This is a genomic window from Pseudaminobacter soli (ex Li et al. 2025) (assembly GCF_003012705.1).
GTDB lineage: Bacteria > Pseudomonadota > Alphaproteobacteria > Rhizobiales > Rhizobiaceae > Pseudaminobacter > Pseudaminobacter soli.
This window is the reverse complement of the sequence record NZ_PXYL01000002.1, coordinates 325752-348351: the sequence shown is the minus strand read 5'-3', so window position 1 is coordinate 348351 and position 22600 is coordinate 325752. Positions and strand designations below refer to the sequence as shown.

Sequence of the window (22600 nt, the reverse complement as noted above, 5' to 3'; positions counted from 1 at the left end):
CTTGCCGGGGAAGCGCGTGGTTTCTCCCGGAGCGACTTGATTACGAACTGAACACCGCACAGGACTTTCCGCTCCGGGACCCCACTTCGAAGTCGAATTGCGGTGGAGTTGTTTGCGCATCGCGCGCCAGTTCCGGAGCTGACAAATTGATTTATCGACTACCATTTCCAAGCTGCAAATCCTGTCATCGCCGTTTGCCGCGTGCTGCCGTGCGTTGTCCATGGTGCGCTGACGGTCAGCGTGCGCCGATACGGCCTGGACTGGCTGCCGACCTGCTGGGAGGGCGCGCATGAATGCAGTATCGGCGCGGCCTGCCTCGAATCCGGGCGCCATTCTGTCAGAGCACGTTCTCTATGCCGTGCTTCCCTGGCGTCGCACGAAGCGGGCCGAGATCAAGGTACTGCTTGTCGCGCCTCGCGGTAGCGAACAATGGTCGTTGCTCAGCGGCCTGCCGAGCAGTGGCAAGACACCACGCCAGGCCGCGATGAGCGAGGCGTTCGAACAAGCCGGGGTGGTCGGCCTTCTCGATGCCAATCCCATCGGCTGCTATTCCAGCCAAGCGACGCCAACGGAAGGTTCGACTGTGTCGTGCGAGGTCGCGGTCTATGGGCTGAAAGTGCGCGGAACGCTGACTCACTGGCCAGGAAGCACGCAATACAAGCGGCGCTGGTTTCGTTTGGACGATGCCATACAGGCCGTTTCGAACGCGGGCCTCAAGCACTTGTTGGCGTCCACCGGTGTGAATGACACGTTTCATGGAGCGGCCAGGAAGGCAGCAGCCTGATCTTCTGGCTGCCTCGGACCTGATGCCGAGGTCGCGGCAGGGCGTCCGGCCGGCCAATGGCATCTGGGGGATGCGGCCCGAGAGGTTGCCCCACCCCTGCTCGGCCTGCCTGGCTTCAGCGCTTGAAATATCCGGCGCGTACCGCAGCACCGATAGTGTTCAGGATGATGTTGCCGGCCGTGATCGAACTGACATCGTTGAGATCGCGCGAGGGCGTTATCTCCACGATGTCCATGCCGACCAGTCGACCCTTGCGGATCAGGCCCTTGATGAGGTCGATGGTCTGGCGATAGCTGATCCCGCCCGGAGACGGCGCGGCCACTGCCGGCATGACCGACGGATCGAGCCCGTCTGCATCGAGCGTGAGATAGTAGCGCCCGCCATCGGGAATGCGTTTCAGAATCGCGGCGGTACCTTCCTCCTCCCACTGGGCCGGCGTGATGATGTCGACGCCATAGGCGCGCGCGGCCTCGACCTCCCCGATGCGCGCACTACCCTGCCCGCGAATGCCGAGCTGGAAGATGCGGTCGACATGCGCCATCTCGGACGCGCGGCGCATGTTGCTCGAATAGCCGTCCTTCACGCCGTTTCTTTCGTCGCGCCAGTCGAGATGCGCATCGATCTGGATCACCGTGATCGGTCCCTCGCCGTCCAGCGCGCGGAAGACCGGGATAGGGATGCCATGGTCGCCACCAAGAATGATCGGCATGGCGCCGGCTGCAAGGATCTTGCGGATCGCCGACTCCGAACGCCGGTAATGGCCGCCGATGTCGGCCACATCGCCCGGCACGTCGCCGACATCGACCACCTTGATGTCCTGCCCGTCGAACAGGGTGCCGCCTATCTCGAAGTCGTAGCTATCGAGCCCAAGGCTGATGCTCTGCGAGGCGCGACGCATGGCGGTGGGGCCATTCGTCTGGTCGTTGGTCATCTCGTCGATCGAATAGGGGCTGCCATAGGGCATACCGATGATCGCGATATCGGCCTTCAGCGTGTCGAGGTCCTCGACCAGCGGAAACCCCATAAAGGTCTGGTCGATCTTGCGCGGCGGAACGGTTAGCTTGGACATGTTCTCTCCCTTGGGCGCTATGATTGTGGCGCCAGCAGAACGCTCACTATGCCGGTCGCGGCACCCCGGGCAACCACCCGTCATGCCAGGACCAACGCTCTGCCAAGTCTGGTCTGCCGCGCACGCTGAGCATGACACCGGCCGTCATCAAACTTTTATGCAAGCTTCACCGCACTGACATGGCCCGTGCCTAGACCGCCTCGCGCATAACGAGGCAGACATGGCACGCAAGAACGTACTTCTCATCGTCGTCGACCAGTGGCGGGCGGATTTCGTCCCGCATCTCTTGCGTGCCCAAGGGCGCGAGTCCTTCCTGAAGACACCGAATCTCGACCGGCTCTGCCGCGAGGGTGTCACCTTCCGCAACCATGTCACGACCTGCGTGCCCTGTGGTCCGGCGCGCGCCAGCCTGCTGACCGGGCTCTATCTTATGAACCACCGCGCCGTACAGAACACAGTGCCGCTCGACCAGCGCCACACGAACCTTGGCAAAGCGCTGCGCACGATCGGCTACGATCCTGCGCTGGTTGGCTACACCTCCACCACGCCCGACCCGCGCACCACCTCGACCAATGATCCGCGCTTCCTTGTGCTGGGCGACATCATGGAGGGATTCCGCTCGGTGGGCGCCTTCGAGCCCAACATGGACGGCTATTTCGGCTGGGTGGCGCAAAACGGCTTCGGGCTGCCGGAAAAGCGCGAGGATATCTGGCTGCCCGAGGGCGAGGATTCGGTTCCGGGCGCTACCGACAAGCCTTCGCGTATCCCCGCCGAATTCTCCGACTCGACCTACTTCACCGAACGGGCGCTGACCTATCTCAAGGGCCGCGCCGGAAAACCTTTCTTCCTGCATCTCGGCTACTATCGGCCGCATCCTCCTTTCGTGGCGTCGGCGCCCTACCACGCCATGTACCGGCCGGAAGACATGCCCGCCCCGGTGCGCGCCGCCGACCCGGAAACGGAAAGCGCCCAGCACCCGCTGATGCGCTTCTATGTCGACAGCATCGAGCGAGGCTCGTTCTTCCACGGCGCGGAAGGCTCCGGCGCGACGATGGACGAGGCTGAACTGCGCCAGATGCGCGCCACCTATTGCGGGCTGATGACCGAGATCGACGACTGCCTCGGCCGCGTGTTCGACTATCTCGACGAAACCGGCCAATGGGACGACACGCTGATCATCTTCACGAGCGATCATGGCGAGCAGCTCGGCGACCATCACCTGCTTGGCAAGATCGGCTACAATGACGAGAGCTTCCGCATTCCGCTGGTCATCAAGGACCCGTCGGCCGGCGAACGCGCAGGCACCATCGAGGAGGCTTTCACCGAAAGCATCGACGTGATGCCCAGCATCCTCGACTGGCTGGGTGGCGAGGTGCCGCGCGCATGCGACGGACGCTCGCTGGTGCCGCTGGTGAAGGGCGACCGGCTAGACGACTGGCGCACCGAGCTGCACTACGAGTTCGACTTCCGCGATGTGTTCTATTCGCAGCCGCAGGACACTCTGGGGCTCGACATGGACGATTGCAGCCTCTGCGTCGTGCAGGACGAGAACTACAAATATGTGCACTTCGCGGCCCTGCCGCCGCTCTTCTTCGACCTCAAGAACGATCCGCGCGAATTCGTCAATCTGGCCGACGAGCCAGCTTACGCGGCGCTGGTGCGCGATTATGCGCAGAAGGCGCTTTCCTGGCGGCTGCGCCATGCCGACCGGACGCTAACGCACTATCGCTCAGGCCCGCACGGGCTGATCGTCAAGGACCGCTAATCCTGCCCCAGCAGGCGGCGGCCTGGGCTGTTCTTTAGGCCCCGGCCGCTCGCACCGGCACATAGTTGAGGATCGGCCCCAGCCACCGTTCGACTTCCAGCACCGTCATGCCCTTGCGGCGAGCATAGTCCTCGACCTGATCGCGCTCGACCTTGGCGACGCCAAAATAGTAGCTTTCTGGGTGCGCCAGATAGAGGCCCGAGACGGACGATCCCGGCCACATGGCGTAGCTCTCGGTCAGGCTGACCCCCGCATTCTTCTCGGCCTCGAGCAGGCGGAACAGCGTCACCTTTTCGGTGTGGTCGGGCTGGGCCGGATATCCGGGCGCCGGACGGATGCCGCGATAGGCCTCGCCGACAAGCTCGTCGCCAGAGAGATTTTCGTCCGGCGTGTAGCCCCAGAATTCCTTGCGCACGCGCTCATGCATGCGCTCGGCAAAGGCCTCAGCGAAGCGATCGGCCAGCGCCTTGACGAGGATGGACGAGTAATCGTCATTGGCGCGCTCGAAGCGCTCGGCGATAGCCACTTCCTCGATGCCGGCCGTCACCACAAAGCCGCCGACATAGTCCTGCTTGCCGCTCTCCAGTGGCGCGACGAAGTCGGACAGCGCCACATTGGCCCTGCCGTCGCGCTTTGTCAGCTGCTGGCGCAAGGTGAAGAAGGTGGCGAGTTCGCCATCGCGGTTCGTGTCGGTGAACAGCCTTATGTCGTCGCCGACGGCATTGGCAGGCCAGAAGCCGATGACGGCCTTGGGCGCGAACCACTTTTCCTCGATGATCTTCTTCAACATCGCCTGGGCATCGCCAAAGAGTTGTCGTGCTGCAGGCCCCTGCTTCTCGTCTTCAAGGATCTTTGGGTAGCGCCCCTTCAGCTCCCAGGTCTGGAAGAAGGGCGTCCAGTCGATGTAGCGGGCAAGCTCGCCGAGGTCCCAGCTTTCGAACACGCGCGTGCCGAGGAAGGATGGCCTTGGCGGCTCGTAGCCCGCCCAGTCTATCTTGTGGGCGTTCGCGCGCGCCTTGGCGAGCGGCAGCCGCTGCTTCTCGGCTTCGCTGCGGGCATGGGCGTCGGCGACCTTCCTGTATTCCTCGCGCGTGGTCTCGACATAGCCGTGCTTCGCATCCGGCGACAGCAGGCTGGAGACGACGCCCACCGCGCGGCTGGCATCGGTCACATAGACCGCCTGGCCGCGCTCGTATTTCGGGTGGATCTTCACTGCCGTATGCACGCGGCTGGTGGTGGCTCCGCCGATGAGCAGCGGAATGTCAAAACCCTCGCGCTCCATCTCGGTGGCGACATGCACCATTTCGTCAAGTGACGGCGTGATCAGGCCGGAAAGGCCGATAATATCGACCTTCTCAGCCCGAGCGGTTTCGAGGATCTTCGACGCCGGCACCATGACGCCCAGGTCGATGATCTCATAGTTGTTGCAGGCAAGCACGACGCCCACGATGTTCTTGCCGATGTCGTGGACATCGCCCTTCACCGTCGCCATGAGGATTTTGCCGGCGCTCTGGCGCTCGTCGTTCCCGCCATTTGCGGCCTTCTCGGCCTCCATATAGGGCAAGAGCACAGCGACCGCCTGCTTCATCACGCGGGCCGATTTGACCACCTGCGGCAGGAACATTTTTCCGGATCCGAACAGGTCGCCGACGACATTCATGCCGGCCATCAGCGGGCCTTCGATGACATGCAGCGGCCGCTCGGCATTTTGCCGCGCCTCCTCGGTGTCGAGCTCGATGAACTCGGTGATGCCGTCGACCAGCGCATGCTCTAGCCGCTTTGCGACCGGCCATTCGCGCCAGGCGAGGTCCTTTTCCTTGGCTTCCTTGCCGGCCGCGCCCCGGAAGCGCTCGGCCAGTTCCAGCAGCCGCTCGGTGGCCGTGCCGCCGGCCTGGGGAGCGCGGTTCAAAACCACGTCCTCACAAGCCTCACGCAAATCCGGATCGATGGATTCGTAGACCGCCAGCTGGCCGGCATTGACGATGCCCATGTCCATGCCTGCCTGGATGGCGTGGTAGAGGAAGACGGCGTGCATTGCCTCGCGCACCGGCTCGTTGCCGCGGAATGAGAAGGACAGGTTCGACACGCCGCCCGAGATATGGACATGCGGCAGGTTCCGCGTGATTTCGCCGGCAGCACCGATGAAATCGAGGCCGTAATTGTTGTGCTCCTCGATGCCAGTCGCCACCGCAAAAATGTTGGGGTCGAAGATGATGTCTTCCGGCGCGAAGCCTGCCTTCTCTGTCAGCAGCTCGTAGGCACGGGTGCAGATCTCCACCTTACGCGCCTCGGTGTCGGCCTGCCCCTGCTCATCGAAGGCCATGACGACTACGGCCGCGCCATAGGCATGGCAGAGCCTCGCATGGTGCAGGAACGCCTCCTCGCCTTCCTTCATAGAGATCGAGTTGACGATGGGCTTGCCCTGCACACATTTCAGGCCCGCTTCGATCACCTCCCATTTGGAGCTGTCGATCATGACCGGCACGCGCGCAATGTCCGGCTCGGCAGCGACGAGGTTCAGGTATTCCACCATCGCCTTCTTGGAGTCGATCAGCCCCTCGTCCATGTTGACGTCGATGACCTGCGCACCATTGGCCACCTGGTCGCGGGCGACGTCCAGTGCGGCGGCATAGTCGCCGGCGGTGATGAGCTTGCGGAATTTGGCCGAGCCGGTGACGTTGGTGCGCTCGCCGACATTGACAAATGGAATTTCGGGCGTGAGCGTGAAAGGCTCAAGGCCGGACAGCTTCATCAGCGGCTTGTGCTCGGGCATCTGCCTCGGCGGATATTTCTTCACCGCTTCGGCGATGGCGCGGATATGCTCCGGCGTCGAGCCGCAGCAGCCGCCGACGATATTCACCAGGCCTTCGCGGGCAAACTCCTCGATCTGCTCGGCCATATATTCCGGCGTCTCGTCATAGCGCCCGAATTCGTTCGGCAAGCCGGCATTGGGATAGGCGCAGACCAGCGTGTCGGCCACATCGGAGATTTCGGCCAGATGCTCGCGCATGGCGCTGGCGCCCAGCGCGCAGTTGAGCCCGAAGGTGAACGGGTTCGCGTGTCGCAGCGAATGCCAGAAAGCGGTCGGCGTCTGGCCCGACAGCGTACGGCCGGACCGGTCGGTGATCGTGCCGGAGATCATGATCGGCAGATCGACGCCCTTCTCCTCAAAGACCTCGTTGCACGCAAACACCGCGGCCTTCGCGTTCAGCGTGTCGAAGATGGTCTCGATGAGGATCATGTCGGCACCACCGTCGATCAGGCCGCACAGTTGCTCGGCATAGGCGATACGCAGGTCGTCGAAGGTGACGGCCCGGTAGCCGGGATTGTTGACGTCCGGCGAAATCGAGGCGGTGCGGTTGGTCGGCCCGAGCGCACCCGCGACGAAGCGGCGCTTGCCGTCTTCCTGTTCAGCCCGAATGACCGCCCGCCGCGCCAGCCGGGCGCCGTCGCGGTTCAGTTCGTAGACCATCTCCTCCATGCCGTAGTCAGCTTGCGCGATGCTTGTAGAGGAGAAGGTGTTCGTCTCGATGATGTCTGCGCCGGCAATCGCGTAGCGATAGTGGATTTCCTCGACCGCCGCCGGCTGGGTCAGGATCAGCAGGTCGTTGTTACCCTGCTGGTGGCAGGCGCAGCCGCCGAAGCGGTCGCCGCGGAAATGCTCCTCATCGAAGCTTAGCCCCTGGATCTGCGTGCCCATGGCGCCGTCCAAAATCAGGATGCGCTCGCTTGCCGCCTGCGCCAGCGCGGTACGCACTTCCGTTCCTCGGGATGTCTCTGCGATCGGCCCGAATAGGGCATCAAGCGAGGAACTCATTTGCGACATATCCAATTTTCACTGCGACTCTGCTCGCCAGATCACATAAAGATATCTTTATGTCAACATGTCTCTGATCACAATGCCGGCGAGCGCGGGGCGGTCGGCGGATTTGCGGAGCGAGATCAAGAAGAAGTGAGAACGTTGGCTGCGCGATTAAGTGCCATATAAAAGTCCTTAATCATCTCCTCCGAATATCGGCAGGACTGACGGGACTGGATGAAGCGATATCATGGATCAGCTTCGAGACACGACGACGAGGGAAGACCTCATCGAGCGGCCGCAGGTTGCCCGACGTCGCTCGGGCGGATGGCTCCCATGGCTGATCTTTCTGGCGCTTATTGCGGCTGCGGGTGCCTATTGGTGGCAGCGGCCTCAGTTCAGTGAACCACCGGCAACGCAAAAGCATGCGTCGCAACCCGTATCGGTCGGCGCGGCCACAGTCGGCACCGGCAACATCAATGTGACGCTCAATGCTCTCGGAACCGTGACGTCGCTGGCCACCGTCACGGTCAAGACGCAGATCGGCGGACAGCTCGTTCAGGTGAATTTCACCGAAGGCCAGGACGTCAAGAAGGGCGATGTTCTCGCGCAAATCGATCAGCGCCCATTCCAGGCAGCGTTGGCGCAAGCGCAGGGACAACTTGCCCGCGACCAGGCCCTGCTGCAGGGAGCTGAGGTCGACCTTGCGCGCTACCAGAAACTCGCAACGCAGAACGCGGTGCCTCGCCAAACGCTGGATACGCAAACGGCACTGGTTGCCCAATACAAGGGCACGATCGAAGCGGATAAGGCAACCGTCCAGGCGGCAAGCGTCAACCTCGATTTCACCACCATCAAGGCCCCCATCGACGGCCGGATTGGTCTGCGCCAAGTGGACGTGGGCAACTACGTGACTCCGGGCGACGCCGCCGGCATCGTGGTGATCACGCAAATCCAGCCAATCAGCGTGGTCTTCACCGTTCCAGAGGATCAGCTGCAGGCCATTGCCCAGCGCCTGCATGAAGGCGCCACATTGCCCGTGATGGCCTTCGATCGCAGCGGCAACAACAAACTCGCCGATGGGCAGTTGCAAACCTTCGACAGTCAGATCGATCCGACCACCGGCACCATCAAGCTCAAGGCGTCTTTCGCCAACGAGAACCGCATGCTCTACCCCAACCAGTTCGTCAACATCGAGCTGATCGTGAACGAGCACAAGGACGCAGTGATAGCGCCTACCGCCGCCATCCAGCGCGGTGTGCCCGGCACCTTCGTTTACTTCGTCAATCCCGATGACACGGTTTCGGTACGCAAGGTTACGCTTGGCGTGTTCGAGGGCGAGCGCGTCGAGATCCTCGCCGGGTTGAACCCAGGCGACCGGGTCGTCGTCGACGGTGCCGACAAGCTGCGTGAGGGCGCCAAGGTTGCCGTGCGGCAGGACGCCCAGCCAACGGCGCAGCCCACTCAACCGCAAGCGCAGCAGGCGCCAGGACAGCCGCTGGTGGATCCCGCGCCTTCGAGCAGCACCACGCCGACCCATGAAAAGGGCCAGGCCACCGGCAAGCACCGGCGTTAGGAGCTCGACCAAACGAAATGAGCCCGTCGCGCCCCTTCATCCTCCGGCCGGTAGCGACATCGCTCTTGATGGTCGCGATCATGCTGTCCGGCATGCTGGCCTACCTGTTCCTGCCGGTCTCTGCCCTTCCCCAGGTCGACTACCCGACCATCCAGGTCCAGACCTTTTATCCAGGCGCCAGCCCCGACGTGATGACTTCATCGGTCACCGCCCCGCTGGAAGTTCAGCTGGGACAGATCCCCAACCTGAACCAGATGAACTCGGTTAGCTCGGCCGGCGCGTCCGTCATCACGCTCCAGTTCAATCTCGCCATTTCGCTCGACGTCGCCGAACAGGAGGTGCAGGCCGCCATCAATGCGGCCGGCAACCTGCTGCCGGCCGACCTGCCCGCGCCGCCGATCTACGCCAAGGTCAATCCGGCCGACGCGCCGGTGCTGACGCTGGGACTGACCTCGAAGACCATGCCGCTGCGCGACGTGCAGGAGCTTGCCTACACGCGCCTGGCGCAAAAGATCTCACAGCTTCCTGGCGTCGGTCTGGTTACCCTGAGCGGCGGCCAGCGGCCGGCAGTCCGCATACAGGCCGATCCGCGCAAGCTTGCCGCTTATGGCCTCAACATCGACGACCTGCGCACGACGCTCGGCAACGCGAACATCAACGCCCCCAAGGGCAATTTCGACGGTCCTTCGCGCGCGTTTACGGTCAACGCCAATGACCAGCTGAAGAGTGCCGCTCAATACGAGCCCCTAATCATCGCTTACAAGAACGGGGCTCCCGTGCGGCTGAGCGATGTGGCAACCGTCATCGACGGCACCGAGAACGACAAGCTGGCCGCCTGGATGAACACCACGCCGGCAGTCATCCTCAACATCCAGCGCGAGCCAGGCGCAAACGTCATCCAGGTCGTGGACCGCATCAAGTCGCTGCTGCCGCAGTTGCAAGCCTCTTTGCCCAGCGCCGTCGAGGTGCATCTGCTGACCGACCGCACGACCACCATCCGCGCCTCGGTGCGGGACGTCGAATATGAGCTGACGCTCGCCGTCATCCTGGTCGTGCTGGTGATCTTCGTCTTTCTGCGCAGCGCCCGCGCCACGCTGATCCCGAGCCTTTCAGTGCCGCTCTCCCTGGTCGGCACCCTGGGCATCATGTATCTGTTCGGCTTCAGCCTCGACAATCTCTCGCTGATGGCACTGACCATCGCCACGGGCTTCGTGGTCGACGACGCCATCGTGGTGATCGAGAACATCTCGCGCTACATCGAGGAAGGCTATTCGCCACTAGATGCGGCGCTGATCGGTTCGGAGCAGATCGGCTTCACCATCATATCGCTGACAGTGTCGCTGATCGCGGTGCTGATCCCGCTGCTGTTCATGGGCGACGTGGTCGGCCGGCTGTTCCGCGAATTCGCCATCACGCTCTCGGCCACCATCCTCATCTCGGCCGTGGTTTCGCTGACGCTGGTGCCCATGGCCTGCGCCAAGCTGCTGAAGCCGATATCGGATGTCCGCGAGAACATCTTCCAGCGCGCCAGCCACGACTTCTTCGAGTGGGTGATCCGGGGCTATGGCCGAGCGCTGACCTGGGTGCTCGACCGGCAGACATTCATGCTGATGGTTGCGGTGAGCACCCTGATCCTAACCGGCATTCTTTATGTCGAAATCCCGAAGGGCTTCTTCCCGGTGCAAGACACCGGAGTCATCCAGGCGATCACCGAGGCGCCGCAGTCGGTCTCCTACGCCTCGATGGCAGAGCGCCAGCAGGAAGTCGCGGCAGCGATCCTCAAGGATCCCGACGTCGAAAGCCTTTCCTCCTTCATCGGCGTCGACGGCACCAATATGACGCCGAATGTCGGCCGCATCCTGATCAACCTCAAGCCGCATGAAGAGCGCAGCACAGACATCACCACCGTCATCAACCGGCTGAAGGAAAGCACGGCTTCGCTTACCGGCATCACGCTTTACATGCAGCCCGTGCAGGATCTGACGATCGATGGCACGGTCAGCCGGACGCAGTATCAATTCGTGCTGCAGGACGCGAACGCCGACGAGTTGGCGGAATGGACGCCGAAGCTGATCGACAAGCTGAGAAGCCTGCCGCAGCTCGCCGACGTGGCCAGCGATCTCTCGCAAAGCGGGCTTGCAGTCTTTGTCGATATCGATCGCGATCAGGCCGCGCGCTTTGGCGTCACCCCAGCTACCGTCGACAACGCCCTTTATGATGCCTTCGGGCAGCGCATCGTCTCGACGATCTTCAGCACCTCCAACCAGTACCGCGTCATCCTGGAGGCCGATCCCTCGCTGCAGCAGTCGCTGAGTTCGCTGTCATCGATCTACCTGCCGACCGCGACTGGCGGCGCGCCGATCCAGCTCTCGGTCGTGGCCAAGGCCCATGTCCAGACGGCGCCGCTGCAGATCACGCATATGGGGCAGTTCCCGGCCACAACTGTGTCGTTCAACCTGGCGCCGGGCGTATCGCTGGGTGAAGCGGTTGCGGCGATCAACAAGGCCCAAGCCGAGATCGACATGCCGCTCAGCATGATCACCACTTTCCAGGGCGCCGCCCGCGCCTTCCGAGCCTCGCTCAGCAACCAGCTGTTTCTGGTTCTGGCGGCAATCGTGACGGTCTATATCGTTCTGGGCGTGCTCTATGAGAGCTTCATCCACCCGATCACCATCCTGTCGACGTTGCCGTCTGCCGGCATCGGCGCCCTGCTGGCTCTGATGATCGCGGGCGAAGACCTGACCATCATCTCGATCATCGGCATCATCCTCCTGATCGGCATCGTCAAAAAGAACGCCATCATGATGATCGACTTCGCGCTTGACGCGCAGCGCAACGAGGGAAAATCACCGCGGGAGGCGATCTATCAGGCCTGTCTGCTGCGCTTCCGCCCGATCCTGATGACGACGCTGGCGGCAATTCTCGGCGCGCTGCCGCTGATGCTGGGCACCGGCGTCGGCTCCGAACTGCGCCACCCGCTGGGCGTCACCATCGTCGGCGGCCTCCTGGTAAGCCAGCTGTTGACGCTGTTCACCACGCCGGTGATCTATCTGTGGTTCGACCGCCTTTCGGCTCGCCTGCAGGGCGAAGAACCTGACTATCCCGAAGGGCGCAGCGCGGATGCCGCGCCATGAACCTTTCGGCCCCGTTCATCCGGCGCCCCGTCGCCACCACGCTTCTGACCTTCGGCCTGCTGATGACCGGACTGGTGGCATTTCCGCTGCTGCCCGTGGCGCCCCTGCCCCAGGTCGATTTCCCGGTCATCTCCGTACAGGCGACACTGCCGGGCGCCAGTCCGGAGATCGTTGCGACGACGGTGGCGAGCCCCCTGGAACGGCATCTGGGGGAAATCGCCGACGTCAACGAGATGACGTCGGCCAGCACCGTGGGCAACACCCGGATCACTCTTCAATTCGGGCTCGACCGCGACATCGATGGCGCCGCGCGCGATGTGCAGGCCGCAATCAATGCCGCGCGCGCAGACTTGCCGAGCAGCCTGCGGCAGAACCCAACCTATAAGAAGGTCAATCCCGCCGACGCGCCCATCCTCGTGCTTTCGCTCACCTCGGACACGCTGACCAGGGGCCAGATCTACGATGCCGCCAGCACCGTGCTGGCGCAGAAACTTTCGCAGGTCGATGGCATAGGCGAGGTCATCGTCAGCGGCAGTTCGCTGCCGGCCGTGCGCGTCGAGCTCAATCCGCAGGCGCTCTACAAATACGCCATCGGACTGGAGGATATCAGGGCAGCTCTCGGTTCAGCCAACGCCCACAGCCCTAAAGGCGACATCCATGCGGGGACCCAGCGCTACCAGATCTATGCAAACGACCAAGCGAATCAGGCAGATGCCTACCGCTCTCTGATCGTGGCCTATCGCAACGGTGCGCCGGTCAGGCTTTCGGACGTCGGCGAGGTCAGCGACTCGGTTGAGAACATCCGCAATGCCGGCCTTGCCAATGGCAAACCGGCGGTGCTGATCATCGTCTACCGTTCGCCCAACGCCAACATCATCGCCACCGTCGATAGGGTGAAGGCGTTGATGCCGACCTTGCGGGCATCGATTTCGCCGGCCATCGACCTGGCACTTGCAGTCGACCGCTCGACGACCATCCGTGCCTCGCTGCAGGAGGTCGAGCAGACCCTGATGATCGCCATCGGGCTCGTGATCCTCGTGGTCTTCGCCTTCCTGCGCGAGCCGCGCGCGACGCTCATTCCCATCGTGGCGGTGCCTGTGTCGCTGGTCGGGACGCTGGGCGTCATGTATCTGCTGGGCTACAGCCTCGACAATCTGTCGCTGATGGCGCTGACGGTCGCCACCGGCTTCGTTGTCGACGACGCCATCGTCGTTCTCGAGAACATCTCCCGGCACATACAGGCCGGAATGTCACCCAAAGCCGCCGCCATCAAAGGCTCGCAAGAGGTCGGCTTCACAGTTCTATCCATGAGCCTCTCGTTGATTGCGGTGTTCATTCCGATCCTGCTGATGGGAGGGCTGATCGGACGCCTCTTCCGCGAATTCGCTGTGACGCTTTCCACCGCGATCCTCGTTTCGCTCGTGATATCGCTCACCACCACCCCCATGATGTGCTCGATCCTCCTCAGGAGCGAGCGCGGCCGAAAGCATGGCAGGATCTATCGTTTCAGCGAGTGGATCTTCGACGGTATGCTGGCGGGCTATCGCAGGTCGCTGGGTTGGGCGCTGGACCGGCCCCGCCTGATCCTCACGGTGCTGCTGACCACGATAGGTCTCAGCTGCTATCTCTATGTGACCATCCCCAAGGGCTTCTTCCCGCAGCAGGATACCGGGCGGCTCGTCGGCTCCATCCAGGCCGACCAGGCGATCTCGTTCCAGCTGATGCAGCAGAAGCTCGGGCAGTTCGTCGATATCGTGAAAAAGGACCCCGCTGTCGATACTGCGGTGGGCTTCACCGGCGGTGGACAGACCAATTCCGGCTTCATGTTCGTCGCTCTGAAGCCGCTGGCCGAGCGCAAGATTTCGGCTGACCAGGTGATCGGCCGCTTGCGGCGCGAGCTCGCGGTCGTGCCGGGCGCCACACTCTACCTGCAGGCCGTCCAGGATATCCGCGTCGGCGGCCGCCAGTCCAACGCGCAATACCAATATACCTTGCAGGGCGACACCTTCGCAGACCTCCTCGAATGGGCGCCGAAGCTTACGGCGGCACTCCAAGCCGAACCGAAACTGACCGACGTCAACAGCGACCAGCAGAACAAGGGCCTCGAGGCCAATGTGGTGATCGACCGCGATACGGCCGCGCGGCTGGGCATCACGGTCAGCCAGATCGACAACACCCTCTATGACGCTTTCGGGCAGCGCCAGGTGTCGACCATCTATGTGGCGCGCAACCAGTACCATGTCGTCATGGAAGTGGCGCCGGAATACTGGCAGAACCCAGAGACGCTGAAGCAGGTCTTCGTCAGCACCGCGGGCGGCTCGGTCGGCGGCTCGCAGGCGACAAACGCGGTGGCCGGCACCTTCGTGTCGCCCGGCCTGTCCAACAACGCCGCCACAATCGCGGCCGACGCTGCACGCAATCAGGCGACCAACTCGATCGGCGCAACCGGCAAGACAGTCGCCTCGACCGGATCCGCTGTAAGCACCCGTGCCGAAACCATGGTGCCGCTGTCTTCAGTGGCAAAATACGGCCCAGGCAGCACGCCGCTCGCCGTCAACCATCAGGGCCTGTTCGTGGCCGCCACGATCTCGTTCAACCTGGCTCCCGGCGTTGCGTTGAGCGATGCGGTCGCGGCCATCGACGCGGCCAAGGCTCGCATCGGCATGCCGTCGTCGATCCACGGCAGTTTCCAGGGTACGGCTCGCGTTTTCCAGGAATCGCTCGCCAACCAGCCGCTGCTCATCCTCGCCGCGCTGATCGCCGTCTATGTCGTGCTGGGCATCCTCTACGAAAGCTATGCCCACCCGCTGACCATCCTGTCCACGCTGCCTTCGGCCGGCGTCGGTGCATTGCTGGCACTGTCGCTTTTCAACATCGAGTTCAGCGTCATGGCGTTGATCGGGGTGATCCTGCTGATCGGCATCGTGAAGAAGAACGCCATCATGATGATCGACTTTGCGCTCGACGCCGAGCGCAACGAGAACAAATCGGCGCACGACGCTATCTACCAGGCCTGCCTGCTGCGCTTCCGCCCGATCATGATGACGACGGTGGCGGCGCTGTTTGGCGCCATCCCGCTGGCGATAGGCTTCGGCGAAGGCAGCGAATTGCGCCAGCCGCTCGGCATTGCGATCGTGGGCGGCCTGATCTTCAGCCAGATGCTGACGCTCTACACCACGCCCGTGGTTTACATCTACATCGACCGCTTCCGCTTCTGGATCCGGGGGGTGCGCGTGTCCTCGACGCAACAGCCAAGACCCCAGCCGGGTGAATGACCGAAGATGTCGGAGGATAACTCCGGCTTTTACTCTTGCGTCGTTGGCAGAGCTTTTTTTTCCAAGTTATGTTTCCCCTCTTAGTGTGAGTTGACGCGTTCGAGTCGAAACTGAAGCTCCATGGACAATCGCAAATTCCGCGGTGTGCTGGGGTGTATGTGTTGTCGAACCCTGGTTGGGTACCGGATGCGTTGCGCTTTCAAGTCGATTGTTCCCCAATTTGCGAGACGCAATCGGCGATTCCGCCGCGTCCTGGCTGTGTGCGCGATGAGCCTCGCCATGTCCGGCTGCTTTCTGCATTCGGAACATCCCGAAGCAGCGCTTGAAATCCCCTCCGCCTATCGCGGTGGCAAGAACAAGCCGGAAGTAGCCGTTCCTGCACTGGATTGGTGGCGCGGCTTTCGCTCGGAAGAGCTGACACAGCTTATCCAGGAGGCGCAAAAGTCGAACCTGGACATCGCAGTCGCCACGGCCCAGATCGTCCAGGCGGACGCTCAGATCGGCATCACCGGCGCCGCGCTTTTTCCCAGCCTCACCGGAAGCGGGTTCGCTGAAAAGGAGCGAGTGTCGGCAACGCGAACGACGCCTGCCACGGTCTTTTCGCTTTACAATGTCGGGCTCTCGGCAAGCTACATTGTCGACTTCTGGGGCAAGAACCACGCCACGCTCTTTGCCGCAGAAAAGAGTGCCATCGTCAGTCGCTACAACCGCGAAGTCGTAACCGTCAGCAGCATCGTTGCGGTCGCCAACACCTATTTCCAGATTCTCGCCGCGCAGGATCAGCTGGCGGTCGCACGTCAGAATCTGGCAGCCGCCAGCCACATTCTCGACCTCGTCAACAAGCAGTTCAACGCGGGAACGGCCTCGCAGCTCGACGTCTCGCAGCAGGCAGCACTTGTGGCCACGGTGAGGGCCTCCATTCCACCGCTGGAAGTGACGCTGAAGCAGAACGTTTCAGCGCTCGCCGTGCTGGTGGCGCGGGCACCCGCCGACTTCAACGTCAAAGGCCGCAGCCTGTCGCAGGTTACGGTGCCGCGCGTGACGCCGGGCCTGCCTTCCGAGCTCCTGCTGCAGCGTCCGGATATCCGCCAGGCGGAAGCGCAGCTCGAATCCTCGAACTTCAACGTCGAGGCCGCACGGGCGGCCTTCCTGCCACAAATACAGCTTACCGGTACTACAGGCTTTCAGAGCCAGCAGCTTTCGCGCCTGTTCACTCCGGGCGCCTGGTACTACACGATGGTGGCCTCGCTCACGCAGCCGATATTCGACGGTGGCCTGCTGAAGAACCAGCTGTTGCAGGCTCGCGGCGTGCAGCTGCAGAATCTGCAGGCCTATCGAAAGGCCGTGCTTTCGGGCTTCTCGGACGTCGAACAGGCACTCGTCGCGCTCGAACAGACGACGATACAGCTAAGGTTGCAGAACGACGTCGTGACGAACTCCCGCAAGGCCTTCGAAATAGCAGAATTGCAGCTGGCCGGCGGCACCGTTAACCTGATCACCGTGCTGCAGACCGAACAGACGCTGTTCACCGCCGAAACCAATCTGGTGCAAGTCCGGCTGAGCCGCATGTTGGCCGCAACGAGCCTTTTCCAGGCTCTGGGCGGCGGTTGGCTCTGGCCCTTGCATGAAACTCCGGCGCCGACGCAGTAACGCCAGCGCGCTAAACCTGCTCGATCGAGCTGAAGTCGAAAGATTCACCCGGCGGATTCTCACCGATCCGCAGCATCGTGTCGCTGATGAAGTGGTACGGAGGCACGGGCAGGTTGTACGGAGCCGGGACGTTCTTGAACACGCGGCCAGCCAAATCGTACTTCGATCCGTGACATGGGCAGAAATATCCGCCGGGCCAATCGCGGTTGGGATCGGGAGCCGGCTGGAACTGCGGAATGCAGCCCAGATGAGTGCAGACACCGACCAGAACGGCGTAGCGTGGGTTGCTCGCGCGTGCCCAGTTCTTCGCATAAGGCGGCTGCTGCAGGACTTCTGAATCCGGATCCGAAAGATGATCTAGGAGTTGGGGGCTCTTCAAACCCTGCAGAGCCGCATCGGGACGATTGATGATGAAGACCGGCTTGCCGCGCCAGCGTACCGTGACCTGCTGACCGGGACCTAACCTTGAAACATCGATGTCGACCGGGCCGCCGCTGGCGAGCGTACTGGCATCCGGCCGCATATTGTCGATCAGCGGCCAGAGAACGGCTCCGGTCCCGACGGTCGCGAAGCATGCGGTTGCGATATAGAGAAAGTCTCGCCGGTCGGGAGTAGCCGGCAGCGGTCGGCCTGAAACAAAGTTCGCGGTGGACATGTTCTTCGACGCTCCGATCGAGGATCAACGCGCCAATCACCCCGCCCTTCTTCGGAAGGCCTCTGCTCTAACGTCGCGCCCCCGCGAGCAGTTCCGCCGCTATGCAGCTATTACGGCGCCGTTTACAGCCGTGATCACAGGGCATTGCACGCAATCGTGTCGGGCGCCTGCAACCGCCTCGCGATATTATTGTGTGGCCCTTCTGGAATTGGTGTGGAGGCCGCATAGAGCGAGCAGCGTCACGTGCCATTCGATCCGAAATCCTTCCTCGCCAAAGTGAGCGAGGGCCGTTGGGTCGGCCACTACCGCAAGGGCCAGATCATCTTCTCGCAAGGCGACGCCGCCGACGCGGTTTACTACATCGAAAGCGGCGGCGTGAAAGTCACCGTCGTTTCCGAGCAGGGCAAGGAAGCGGTGGTCGCCATTCTCGACAGCGGCGAATTCTTTGGCGAGGCGTGCCTTGCCGGACAGGTCCAGCGCATGGAAACGGTCATCGCAATGATGGAGACGGTGATCGTTAGGCTGGAAAAGGCGGCCATTCTTCGCCTGATCCGCTACGAGCCCGCCTTTTCGGAAATGTTCATCGCCCATCTCATCGAGCGGATGACCCGCGTCGAATCCGACCTCATCGACCAGCTGTTCAATTCGAGCGAAAAGAGGCTCGCGCGCCTGCTCCTGCTTTTGGCGCATTTCGGTAAGGACGACACGTCCGAGGCAGTCATTGCCCGGATCAGCCAGGAGACCTTGGCCGAGATGATCGGCACGACCCGCTCGCGCGTCAGCTACTTCATGAACAAGTTCCGCCGGTTGGGCTTCATCGACTACAATGGCAGCATCGAAGTGCACAGCTCGCTCCTGAACGTCATCATGCACGACCAGTCCAAGGGAAGGCGCTGAAATGCCGCGCCGTTAAGTGGACAGAAACCGGCAAATTTTCCTATCGCTGTATAGTTTTGCACAGTCCCCATTCGGCCCCGGGCGTAGCATCCATTTGCAGGAATGGGTCAGCTTCTACGTTGGGTTCAATTCCAGCGTCCGAAGCGCCCGGTTCCTCCAAATTTCGGAGGCATGAAGATGTCTATGTCGATCGAAAGTCTTGTGACCATATTGGTGGTCGGTCTCGTATTAGGGTGGCTGGCCGATCAGATAGTGCAAGGCGCCAGGTTCGGAATGGTCGGGGACCTGATCATCGGAATCGTTGGGGCCTTCCTCGGCTTCTGGCTGCTTCCGCTGATGGGCGTTCATATCGGCGCAGGTCTCACGACCGTCGCCATCAACGCCATCATCGGCTCGATCGTGCTGCTTGTGATCGGCAGGATCGTTCACGATGCGGGCACTTGGCAGCGCGAGCACTGGGGCAAACACTCCTGAGCAAGCCGCAGCTCGACGCAGTGCCGCGGGGAACCGCGGCAGGTCAGTTGCCAAGGGCATAGCGGGCAGCCGCTCGCAAAGAGCGGATTGGTCGCGCAGTCGCGACCGTCTAGATCAAGAACATCAGGGCGCGCCCGATCCGTCGGGCGCGCCAATTGACGTCAGGCCGCCGCGTCGCGGCTGATGAACTGCCGGAAGCGCTCCGACTTCGAATTGCTGAAGACTTCCTGCGGCGCGCCGTCTTCCTCGATCCGCCCCTGATGCAGGAAGATCACCCGGTTGGAGACATCGCGGGCAAAACCCATTTCATGCGTGACGACCAGCATCGTGCGCCCCTCGTCCGCCAGCGAGCGCATGACGCGCAGCACCTCGCCGACCAGCTCCGGATCGAGCGCCGAAGTCGGCTCGTCGAAGAGCATCACCTTTGGCCGCATCGCCAAGGCGCGCGCAATCGCCGCGCGCTGCTGCTGTCCGCCCGACAAGTGCGATGGATAGTGGTTGCGCTTGTCGGCAATGCCCACCTTCTCAAGCAGCGCTTCGGCTTCGGCGATACACTCCTTGCGCGGACGCTTCTGCACATGGACAGGCGCCTCGATGACATTTTCGAGGATCGTCATATGGGACCAGAGATTAAAACCCTGGAAGACCATGCCGAGCTCGGCGCGGATGCGCTCCACCTGGTGCCGGTCGGCCGGACGGTTCGCTCCTCTCGCCTGCTCCATGCGGATCGTCTCGCCGGCAACCGTCACGGCTCCTGAATCGGGGACCTCCAGCAGGTTGATGCAGCGCAGGAGCGTCGACTTGCCCGACCCGGAAGAGCCCAGGATGGAAATGACCTCGCCTTCACGGGCCGCGAGCGAGACACCCTTCAGCACCTCGAAGCTACCGAAGCTCTTGCGCAGATTGTCGACGCGGAGCGCCACGGATGCGTCCTGGGCGGCGTTCATTAGGCTTCTCCCTTCGCAGAAACGAGCAGTGGCGCAGGCGGCTGGCGCAGATACGGCGTCAGCCAATATTCGGCCAGCATGATCAGCCTGGTGAGCAGGAAATTGATCGCAAGATAGATGGCGCCTGCGACCACGAACACTTCGACAGTCCGGTAGGTCTCGGCGATGACGGTCGCGGCAACGCCGGTCACCTCCATCAGAGTGATGATCGAGGCAAGCGAGGTCGCCTTGACGATGGCGATGACCTCATTGCCATAGGCCGGCAGTGCCTGGCGGATGGCCAGCGGCATGACGATGCGGCGGAACATGAGCAAAGGCGACATGCCGCAAGCGCGTGCTGCCTCGATCTGCCCATTCGGCACCGCCATCAGGCCGCCGCGAATGATCTCGGCTACATAGGCGCCGGTGTTCAGCGTCAGCGCCAGAATCGCACACCAATAGGGCTCGCGCAGAAAGGACCAGAGGAAGCTGTGCCGGATGGCCGGGAACTGGCCAAGGCCGTAATAGATTAGGAAGATCTGAACCAGCAGCGGCGTGCCACGAAAGACGAAGATATAAAGTCGTGCAAGCCCGTCCAGCGGACGGATGCCTGACAGACGCATCAGTGCCAGGCAGGTGGCGAGCATGGTGCCCAGGACCATCGCGAGCGCGCCGAGCTCGAGCGTCAGCGGTATGGCGCCGATCAGCTTCAGGAAGGTCTCGGAAAGAAAATTCCAGTCCATCAGCCCCTCCTGACGCCACGCGAGAGCCGACGCTCGCCAATCCTCAGCACGAAGCCGGAGAAGGTCGAGATCGCGAGATAGAGCGCCCCCGCGATAAGAAAGAAGTCGAAGGGCAGACCGGTCGAACCGGACCCGATTTGCGCCTGGCGCAGAAGCTCGACGACGCCGGTGACCGACACCAGCGCGGACTCCTTCAGCACCACCTGCCAGACATTGCCCAAGCCCGGCAGCGCATGGCGCAGTGTGAGCGGCGCGATGATACGCCGGAACCTGAGCCACGGCGACATGCCGCAGGCAACCGCCGCTTCCAGCTCGCCCTTGCTTACCGCCCTGAACGCGCCTCGGAAAACCTCGGTGTGGAATGCGCCCGAAGTGACGCCGACCGCCAGCGAGCCGGCAAGAAAGCCCGGAAGCCCAATAAACCCTTCGGCTCCGAAATATTTGCCGATGGCCGTGACCAGCGCACTGCCGCCGAAATAGAAGAGGTAGATGACGAGCAGCTCGGGAATGCCGCGCAGGATGGTGGTGTAGCCATCGGCCAGTACCCGCAGCACACGGCCGCCGGAAATCTTGGCCCAGGCCACGAACACGCCGATGACGCCGCCGACAGCAAAGCCGGTCACAGCGACGGCAAGGGTCATCAGCGCCCCGGCCAGAAGCGCTTGGCCCCAACCTGTCGGGCCGAAACTGATGATGTCAAGAAATCCAGGTTCGTTCATGAGGCTGGCGGTCTGTGAATGATCTCGGCTTGGGAGGCGTCAACGTCGTCTGCCTCGCAGCGAAACGATCTCCTAGGGCAGCTTTGGCGCGGCTTTTGGGCATCAGGCTGCGGCATTTGAGTCTTGAGCCGGCAAATGCGGCTGCACGTCGTCCGGTATCGGATTGACGAAAGCCGTACCTGCGAGCCGCCCGCAATGACCCTGCTTGGCGTATTCGGCAAAGTTGGTCTCGGGCGCATCTCAGACGCGGTCGCTAAAGGCAAAGAATGCCTCGCGCTTTGCGTCGACGATCTCCCACACCGGGTGCCGGTTTGCCATGCCTTTCTCCTCCCTCAACGTCGCCCGGCTGCGGCCGGGCGACAGATGGGACCCAGTCTAGACGTTGAACTGGAAGCCATCGACCGTGAATGTCTGGCCGGTCATGAAGCAAGGCTCCGACGTTGCCAGGAAGGTCACGAGCTTTGCCACGTCGTCGGAGCAGCCCAGTCGATTGAGCGCGATGCCCTTGATGACTTCCGGCTCGCGCTCGGTGACGTTGGTGTCGATCTCGGTCTTGATGACGCCCGGGCAGATCGCATTGATGTGGATCTTCGAACCGAATTCCTTGGCGAGCGCGCGGGTCATTCCAAGGATGCCGGCCTTGGCGGCGGCATAGGCGAACTTGCTGACAGCTGCGGTAACGCCGCCCGAAAGCGCGTTGAGCGAGGACATCGACACGATGCGGCCGCCGCCCTGTTCGAGCATGATCGGCGCGAAATTCTGGATGTAGTTGAAGCAGCTCTTCAGGTTGATCGCGATCGCCCGGTCGAACTCTTCTTCCGAGATTTCCAGGATGCCCGTCGGCGCCGAGCGGCCGGCATTGTTGAGCAGGAAGTCGACGCGGCCGAAATGCGCCGCAACGTCCTTGGCGATCTCCTGCGTCCGCGCGTAGCTGGCCACATCGGCGATGTAGGACTTGACCTCGGACCCGAGCGCGCGAGCCTCGTCGCTCGTCCGGGCGAGCTCCGGCTCGAGAAGATCGACCAACGCCAAATCATATCCAGCGCGCGCAAGATCCAGCGCGCAAGCACGGCCTATGCCGCGCGCAGCGCCGGTGACGACCGCGACCTTACGAACGTTGGGCATGACGTTTTT

15 protein-coding genes are annotated in these 22600 nt (G+C 62.5%); 8 read left to right on the top strand and 7 right to left on the bottom strand.

Going from position 1 to position 22600, the window contains the following annotated elements; translation table 11 throughout:
* The first annotated feature begins 289 nt into the window (after window positions 1-289).
* Window positions 290-784: an NUDIX hydrolase gene (locus C7I85_RS05195; protein ID WP_106722874.1), complete on the top strand. Its 495-nt coding sequence runs from the start codon at window positions 290-292 to the stop codon at window positions 782-784.
* 115 nt (window positions 785-899) lie between these two features.
* Here C7I85_RS05195 and C7I85_RS05190 read toward each other — a convergent pair whose 3' ends face one another.
* A complete protein-coding gene (locus C7I85_RS05190) occupies window positions 900-1853 on the bottom strand; it encodes an agmatinase (protein ID WP_106722873.1) in 954 nt (317 codons plus the stop codon).
* Window positions 1854-2073: 220 nt separating this feature from the next.
* Between C7I85_RS05190 and pehA the strand changes: the two genes are divergently transcribed.
* On the top strand, window positions 2074-3618 hold the full coding sequence (gene pehA, locus C7I85_RS05185) for a phosphoric/sulfuric ester hydrolase PehA (protein ID WP_106722872.1): 1545 nt from the start codon (window positions 2074-2076) through the stop codon (window positions 3616-3618).
* 34 nt (window positions 3619-3652) lie between these two features.
* Here the strand turns inward: pehA and metH are convergent, their stop codons facing one another.
* The gene (gene metH / locus C7I85_RS05180) at window positions 3653-7435 is read right to left on the bottom strand and encodes a methionine synthase (protein ID WP_428832824.1); all 3783 of its coding nucleotides are present in this window, start codon (window positions 7433-7435) and stop codon (window positions 3653-3655) included.
* 232 nt (window positions 7436-7667) lie between these two features.
* Between metH and C7I85_RS05175 the strand changes: the two genes are divergently transcribed.
* The 4 genes from C7I85_RS05175 (at window position 7668) to C7I85_RS05160 (ending at window position 17052) form a co-directional block, all read left to right on the top strand.
* A complete protein-coding gene (locus tag C7I85_RS05175; protein ID WP_106722870.1) occupies window positions 7668-8993 on the top strand; it encodes an MdtA/MuxA family multidrug efflux RND transporter periplasmic adaptor subunit in 1326 nt (441 codons plus the stop codon).
* Between the two features lie 17 nt (window positions 8994-9010).
* Window positions 9011-12127 carry an MdtB/MuxB family multidrug efflux RND transporter permease subunit gene (locus C7I85_RS05170; RefSeq protein ID WP_106722869.1) on the top strand — a complete coding sequence of 1039 codons (3117 nt, stop codon included), beginning with the start codon at window positions 9011-9013 and terminating at the stop codon, window positions 12125-12127.
* The gene (locus C7I85_RS05165; protein ID WP_106722868.1) at window positions 12124-15402 is read left to right on the top strand and encodes an efflux RND transporter permease subunit; all 3279 of its coding nucleotides are present in this window, start codon (window positions 12124-12126) and stop codon (window positions 15400-15402) included. Before C7I85_RS05170 ends, C7I85_RS05165 begins: the two co-directional genes overlap by 4 nt.
* 156 nt (window positions 15403-15558) lie before the next feature.
* Window positions 15559-17052 carry an efflux transporter outer membrane subunit gene (locus C7I85_RS05160; protein WP_342587291.1) on the top strand — a complete coding sequence of 498 codons (1494 nt, stop codon included), beginning with the start codon at window positions 15559-15561 and terminating at the stop codon, window positions 17050-17052.
* A 10-nt stretch (window positions 17053-17062) separates the two neighbouring features.
* Here C7I85_RS05160 and petA read toward each other — a convergent pair whose 3' ends face one another.
* Window positions 17063-17707 carry a ubiquinol-cytochrome c reductase iron-sulfur subunit gene (gene petA / locus C7I85_RS05155; protein WP_106722866.1) on the bottom strand — a complete coding sequence of 215 codons (645 nt, stop codon included), beginning with the start codon at window positions 17705-17707 and terminating at the stop codon, window positions 17063-17065.
* Between the two features lie 243 nt (window positions 17708-17950).
* On the opposite strand from petA, the gene C7I85_RS05150 reads away from it, so the two are divergent.
* Together C7I85_RS05150 and C7I85_RS05145 are read left to right on the top strand one after the other, a co-directional pair.
* A complete protein-coding gene (locus C7I85_RS05150; RefSeq protein WP_106722865.1) occupies window positions 17951-18604 on the top strand; it encodes a Crp/Fnr family transcriptional regulator in 654 nt (217 codons plus the stop codon).
* 177 nt (window positions 18605-18781) lie between these two features.
* A complete protein-coding gene (locus C7I85_RS05145; RefSeq protein ID WP_181257090.1) occupies window positions 18782-19078 on the top strand; it encodes a GlsB/YeaQ/YmgE family stress response membrane protein in 297 nt (98 codons plus the stop codon).
* Between the two features lie 161 nt (window positions 19079-19239).
* On the opposite strand, the gene C7I85_RS05140 is transcribed toward C7I85_RS05145, so the two are convergent.
* The 4 genes from C7I85_RS05140 to C7I85_RS05125 all read right to left on the bottom strand — a co-directional run bounded on the left by C7I85_RS05140 (window position 19240) and on the right by C7I85_RS05125 (window position 22591).
* A complete protein-coding gene (locus C7I85_RS05140; RefSeq protein ID WP_106722863.1) occupies window positions 19240-20025 on the bottom strand; it encodes an ABC transporter ATP-binding protein in 786 nt (261 codons plus the stop codon).
* Window positions 20025-20747, bottom strand: a complete 723-nt coding sequence (locus C7I85_RS05135; protein WP_106722862.1) for an ABC transporter permease — start codon at window positions 20745-20747, stop codon at window positions 20025-20027. Before C7I85_RS05135 ends, C7I85_RS05140 begins: the two co-directional genes overlap by 1 nt.
* A complete protein-coding gene (locus C7I85_RS05130) occupies window positions 20747-21466 on the bottom strand; it encodes an ABC transporter permease (protein ID WP_106722861.1) in 720 nt (239 codons plus the stop codon). Before C7I85_RS05130 ends, C7I85_RS05135 begins: the two co-directional genes overlap by 1 nt.
* 375 nt (window positions 21467-21841) lie before the next feature.
* Window positions 21842-22591 (bottom strand): SDR family NAD(P)-dependent oxidoreductase, encoded by a 750-nt coding sequence (locus C7I85_RS05125; RefSeq protein ID WP_106722860.1) that lies wholly within the window; start codon window positions 22589-22591, stop codon window positions 21842-21844.
* Window positions 22592-22600 lie beyond the last annotated feature (9 nt).

Coding starts and splice junctions, on each gene's coding strand:
- C7I85_RS05195 (WP_106722874.1), top strand. CDS start 290: ATGAATGCAGTATCGGCGCGGCCTGCCTCGAATCCGGGCGCCATTCTG.
- C7I85_RS05190 (WP_106722873.1), bottom strand. CDS start 1,853: ATGTCCAAGCTAACCGTTCCGCCGCGCAAGATCGACCAGACCTTTATG.
- pehA (WP_106722872.1), top strand. CDS start 2,074: ATGGCACGCAAGAACGTACTTCTCATCGTCGTCGACCAGTGGCGGGCG.
- metH (WP_428832824.1), bottom strand. CDS start 7,435: ATGAGTTCCTCGCTTGATGCCCTATTCGGGCCGATCGCAGAGACATCC.
- C7I85_RS05175 (WP_106722870.1), top strand. CDS start 7,668: ATGGATCAGCTTCGAGACACGACGACGAGGGAAGACCTCATCGAGCGG.
- C7I85_RS05170 (WP_106722869.1), top strand. CDS start 9,011: ATGAGCCCGTCGCGCCCCTTCATCCTCCGGCCGGTAGCGACATCGCTC.
- C7I85_RS05165 (WP_106722868.1), top strand. CDS start 12,124: ATGAACCTTTCGGCCCCGTTCATCCGGCGCCCCGTCGCCACCACGCTT.
- C7I85_RS05160 (WP_342587291.1), top strand. CDS start 15,559: ATGTGTTGTCGAACCCTGGTTGGGTACCGGATGCGTTGCGCTTTCAAG.
- petA (WP_106722866.1), bottom strand. CDS start 17,707: ATGTCCACCGCGAACTTTGTTTCAGGCCGACCGCTGCCGGCTACTCCC.
- C7I85_RS05145 (WP_181257090.1), top strand. CDS start 18,782: ATGTCTATGTCGATCGAAAGTCTTGTGACCATATTGGTGGTCGGTCTC.
- C7I85_RS05140 (WP_106722863.1), bottom strand. CDS start 20,025: ATGAACGCCGCCCAGGACGCATCCGTGGCGCTCCGCGTCGACAATCTG.
- C7I85_RS05135 (WP_106722862.1), bottom strand. CDS start 20,747: ATGGACTGGAATTTTCTTTCCGAGACCTTCCTGAAGCTGATCGGCGCC.
- C7I85_RS05130 (WP_106722861.1), bottom strand. CDS start 21,466: ATGAACGAACCTGGATTTCTTGACATCATCAGTTTCGGCCCGACAGGT.
- C7I85_RS05125 (WP_106722860.1), bottom strand. CDS start 22,591: ATGCCCAACGTTCGTAAGGTCGCGGTCGTCACCGGCGCTGCGCGCGGC.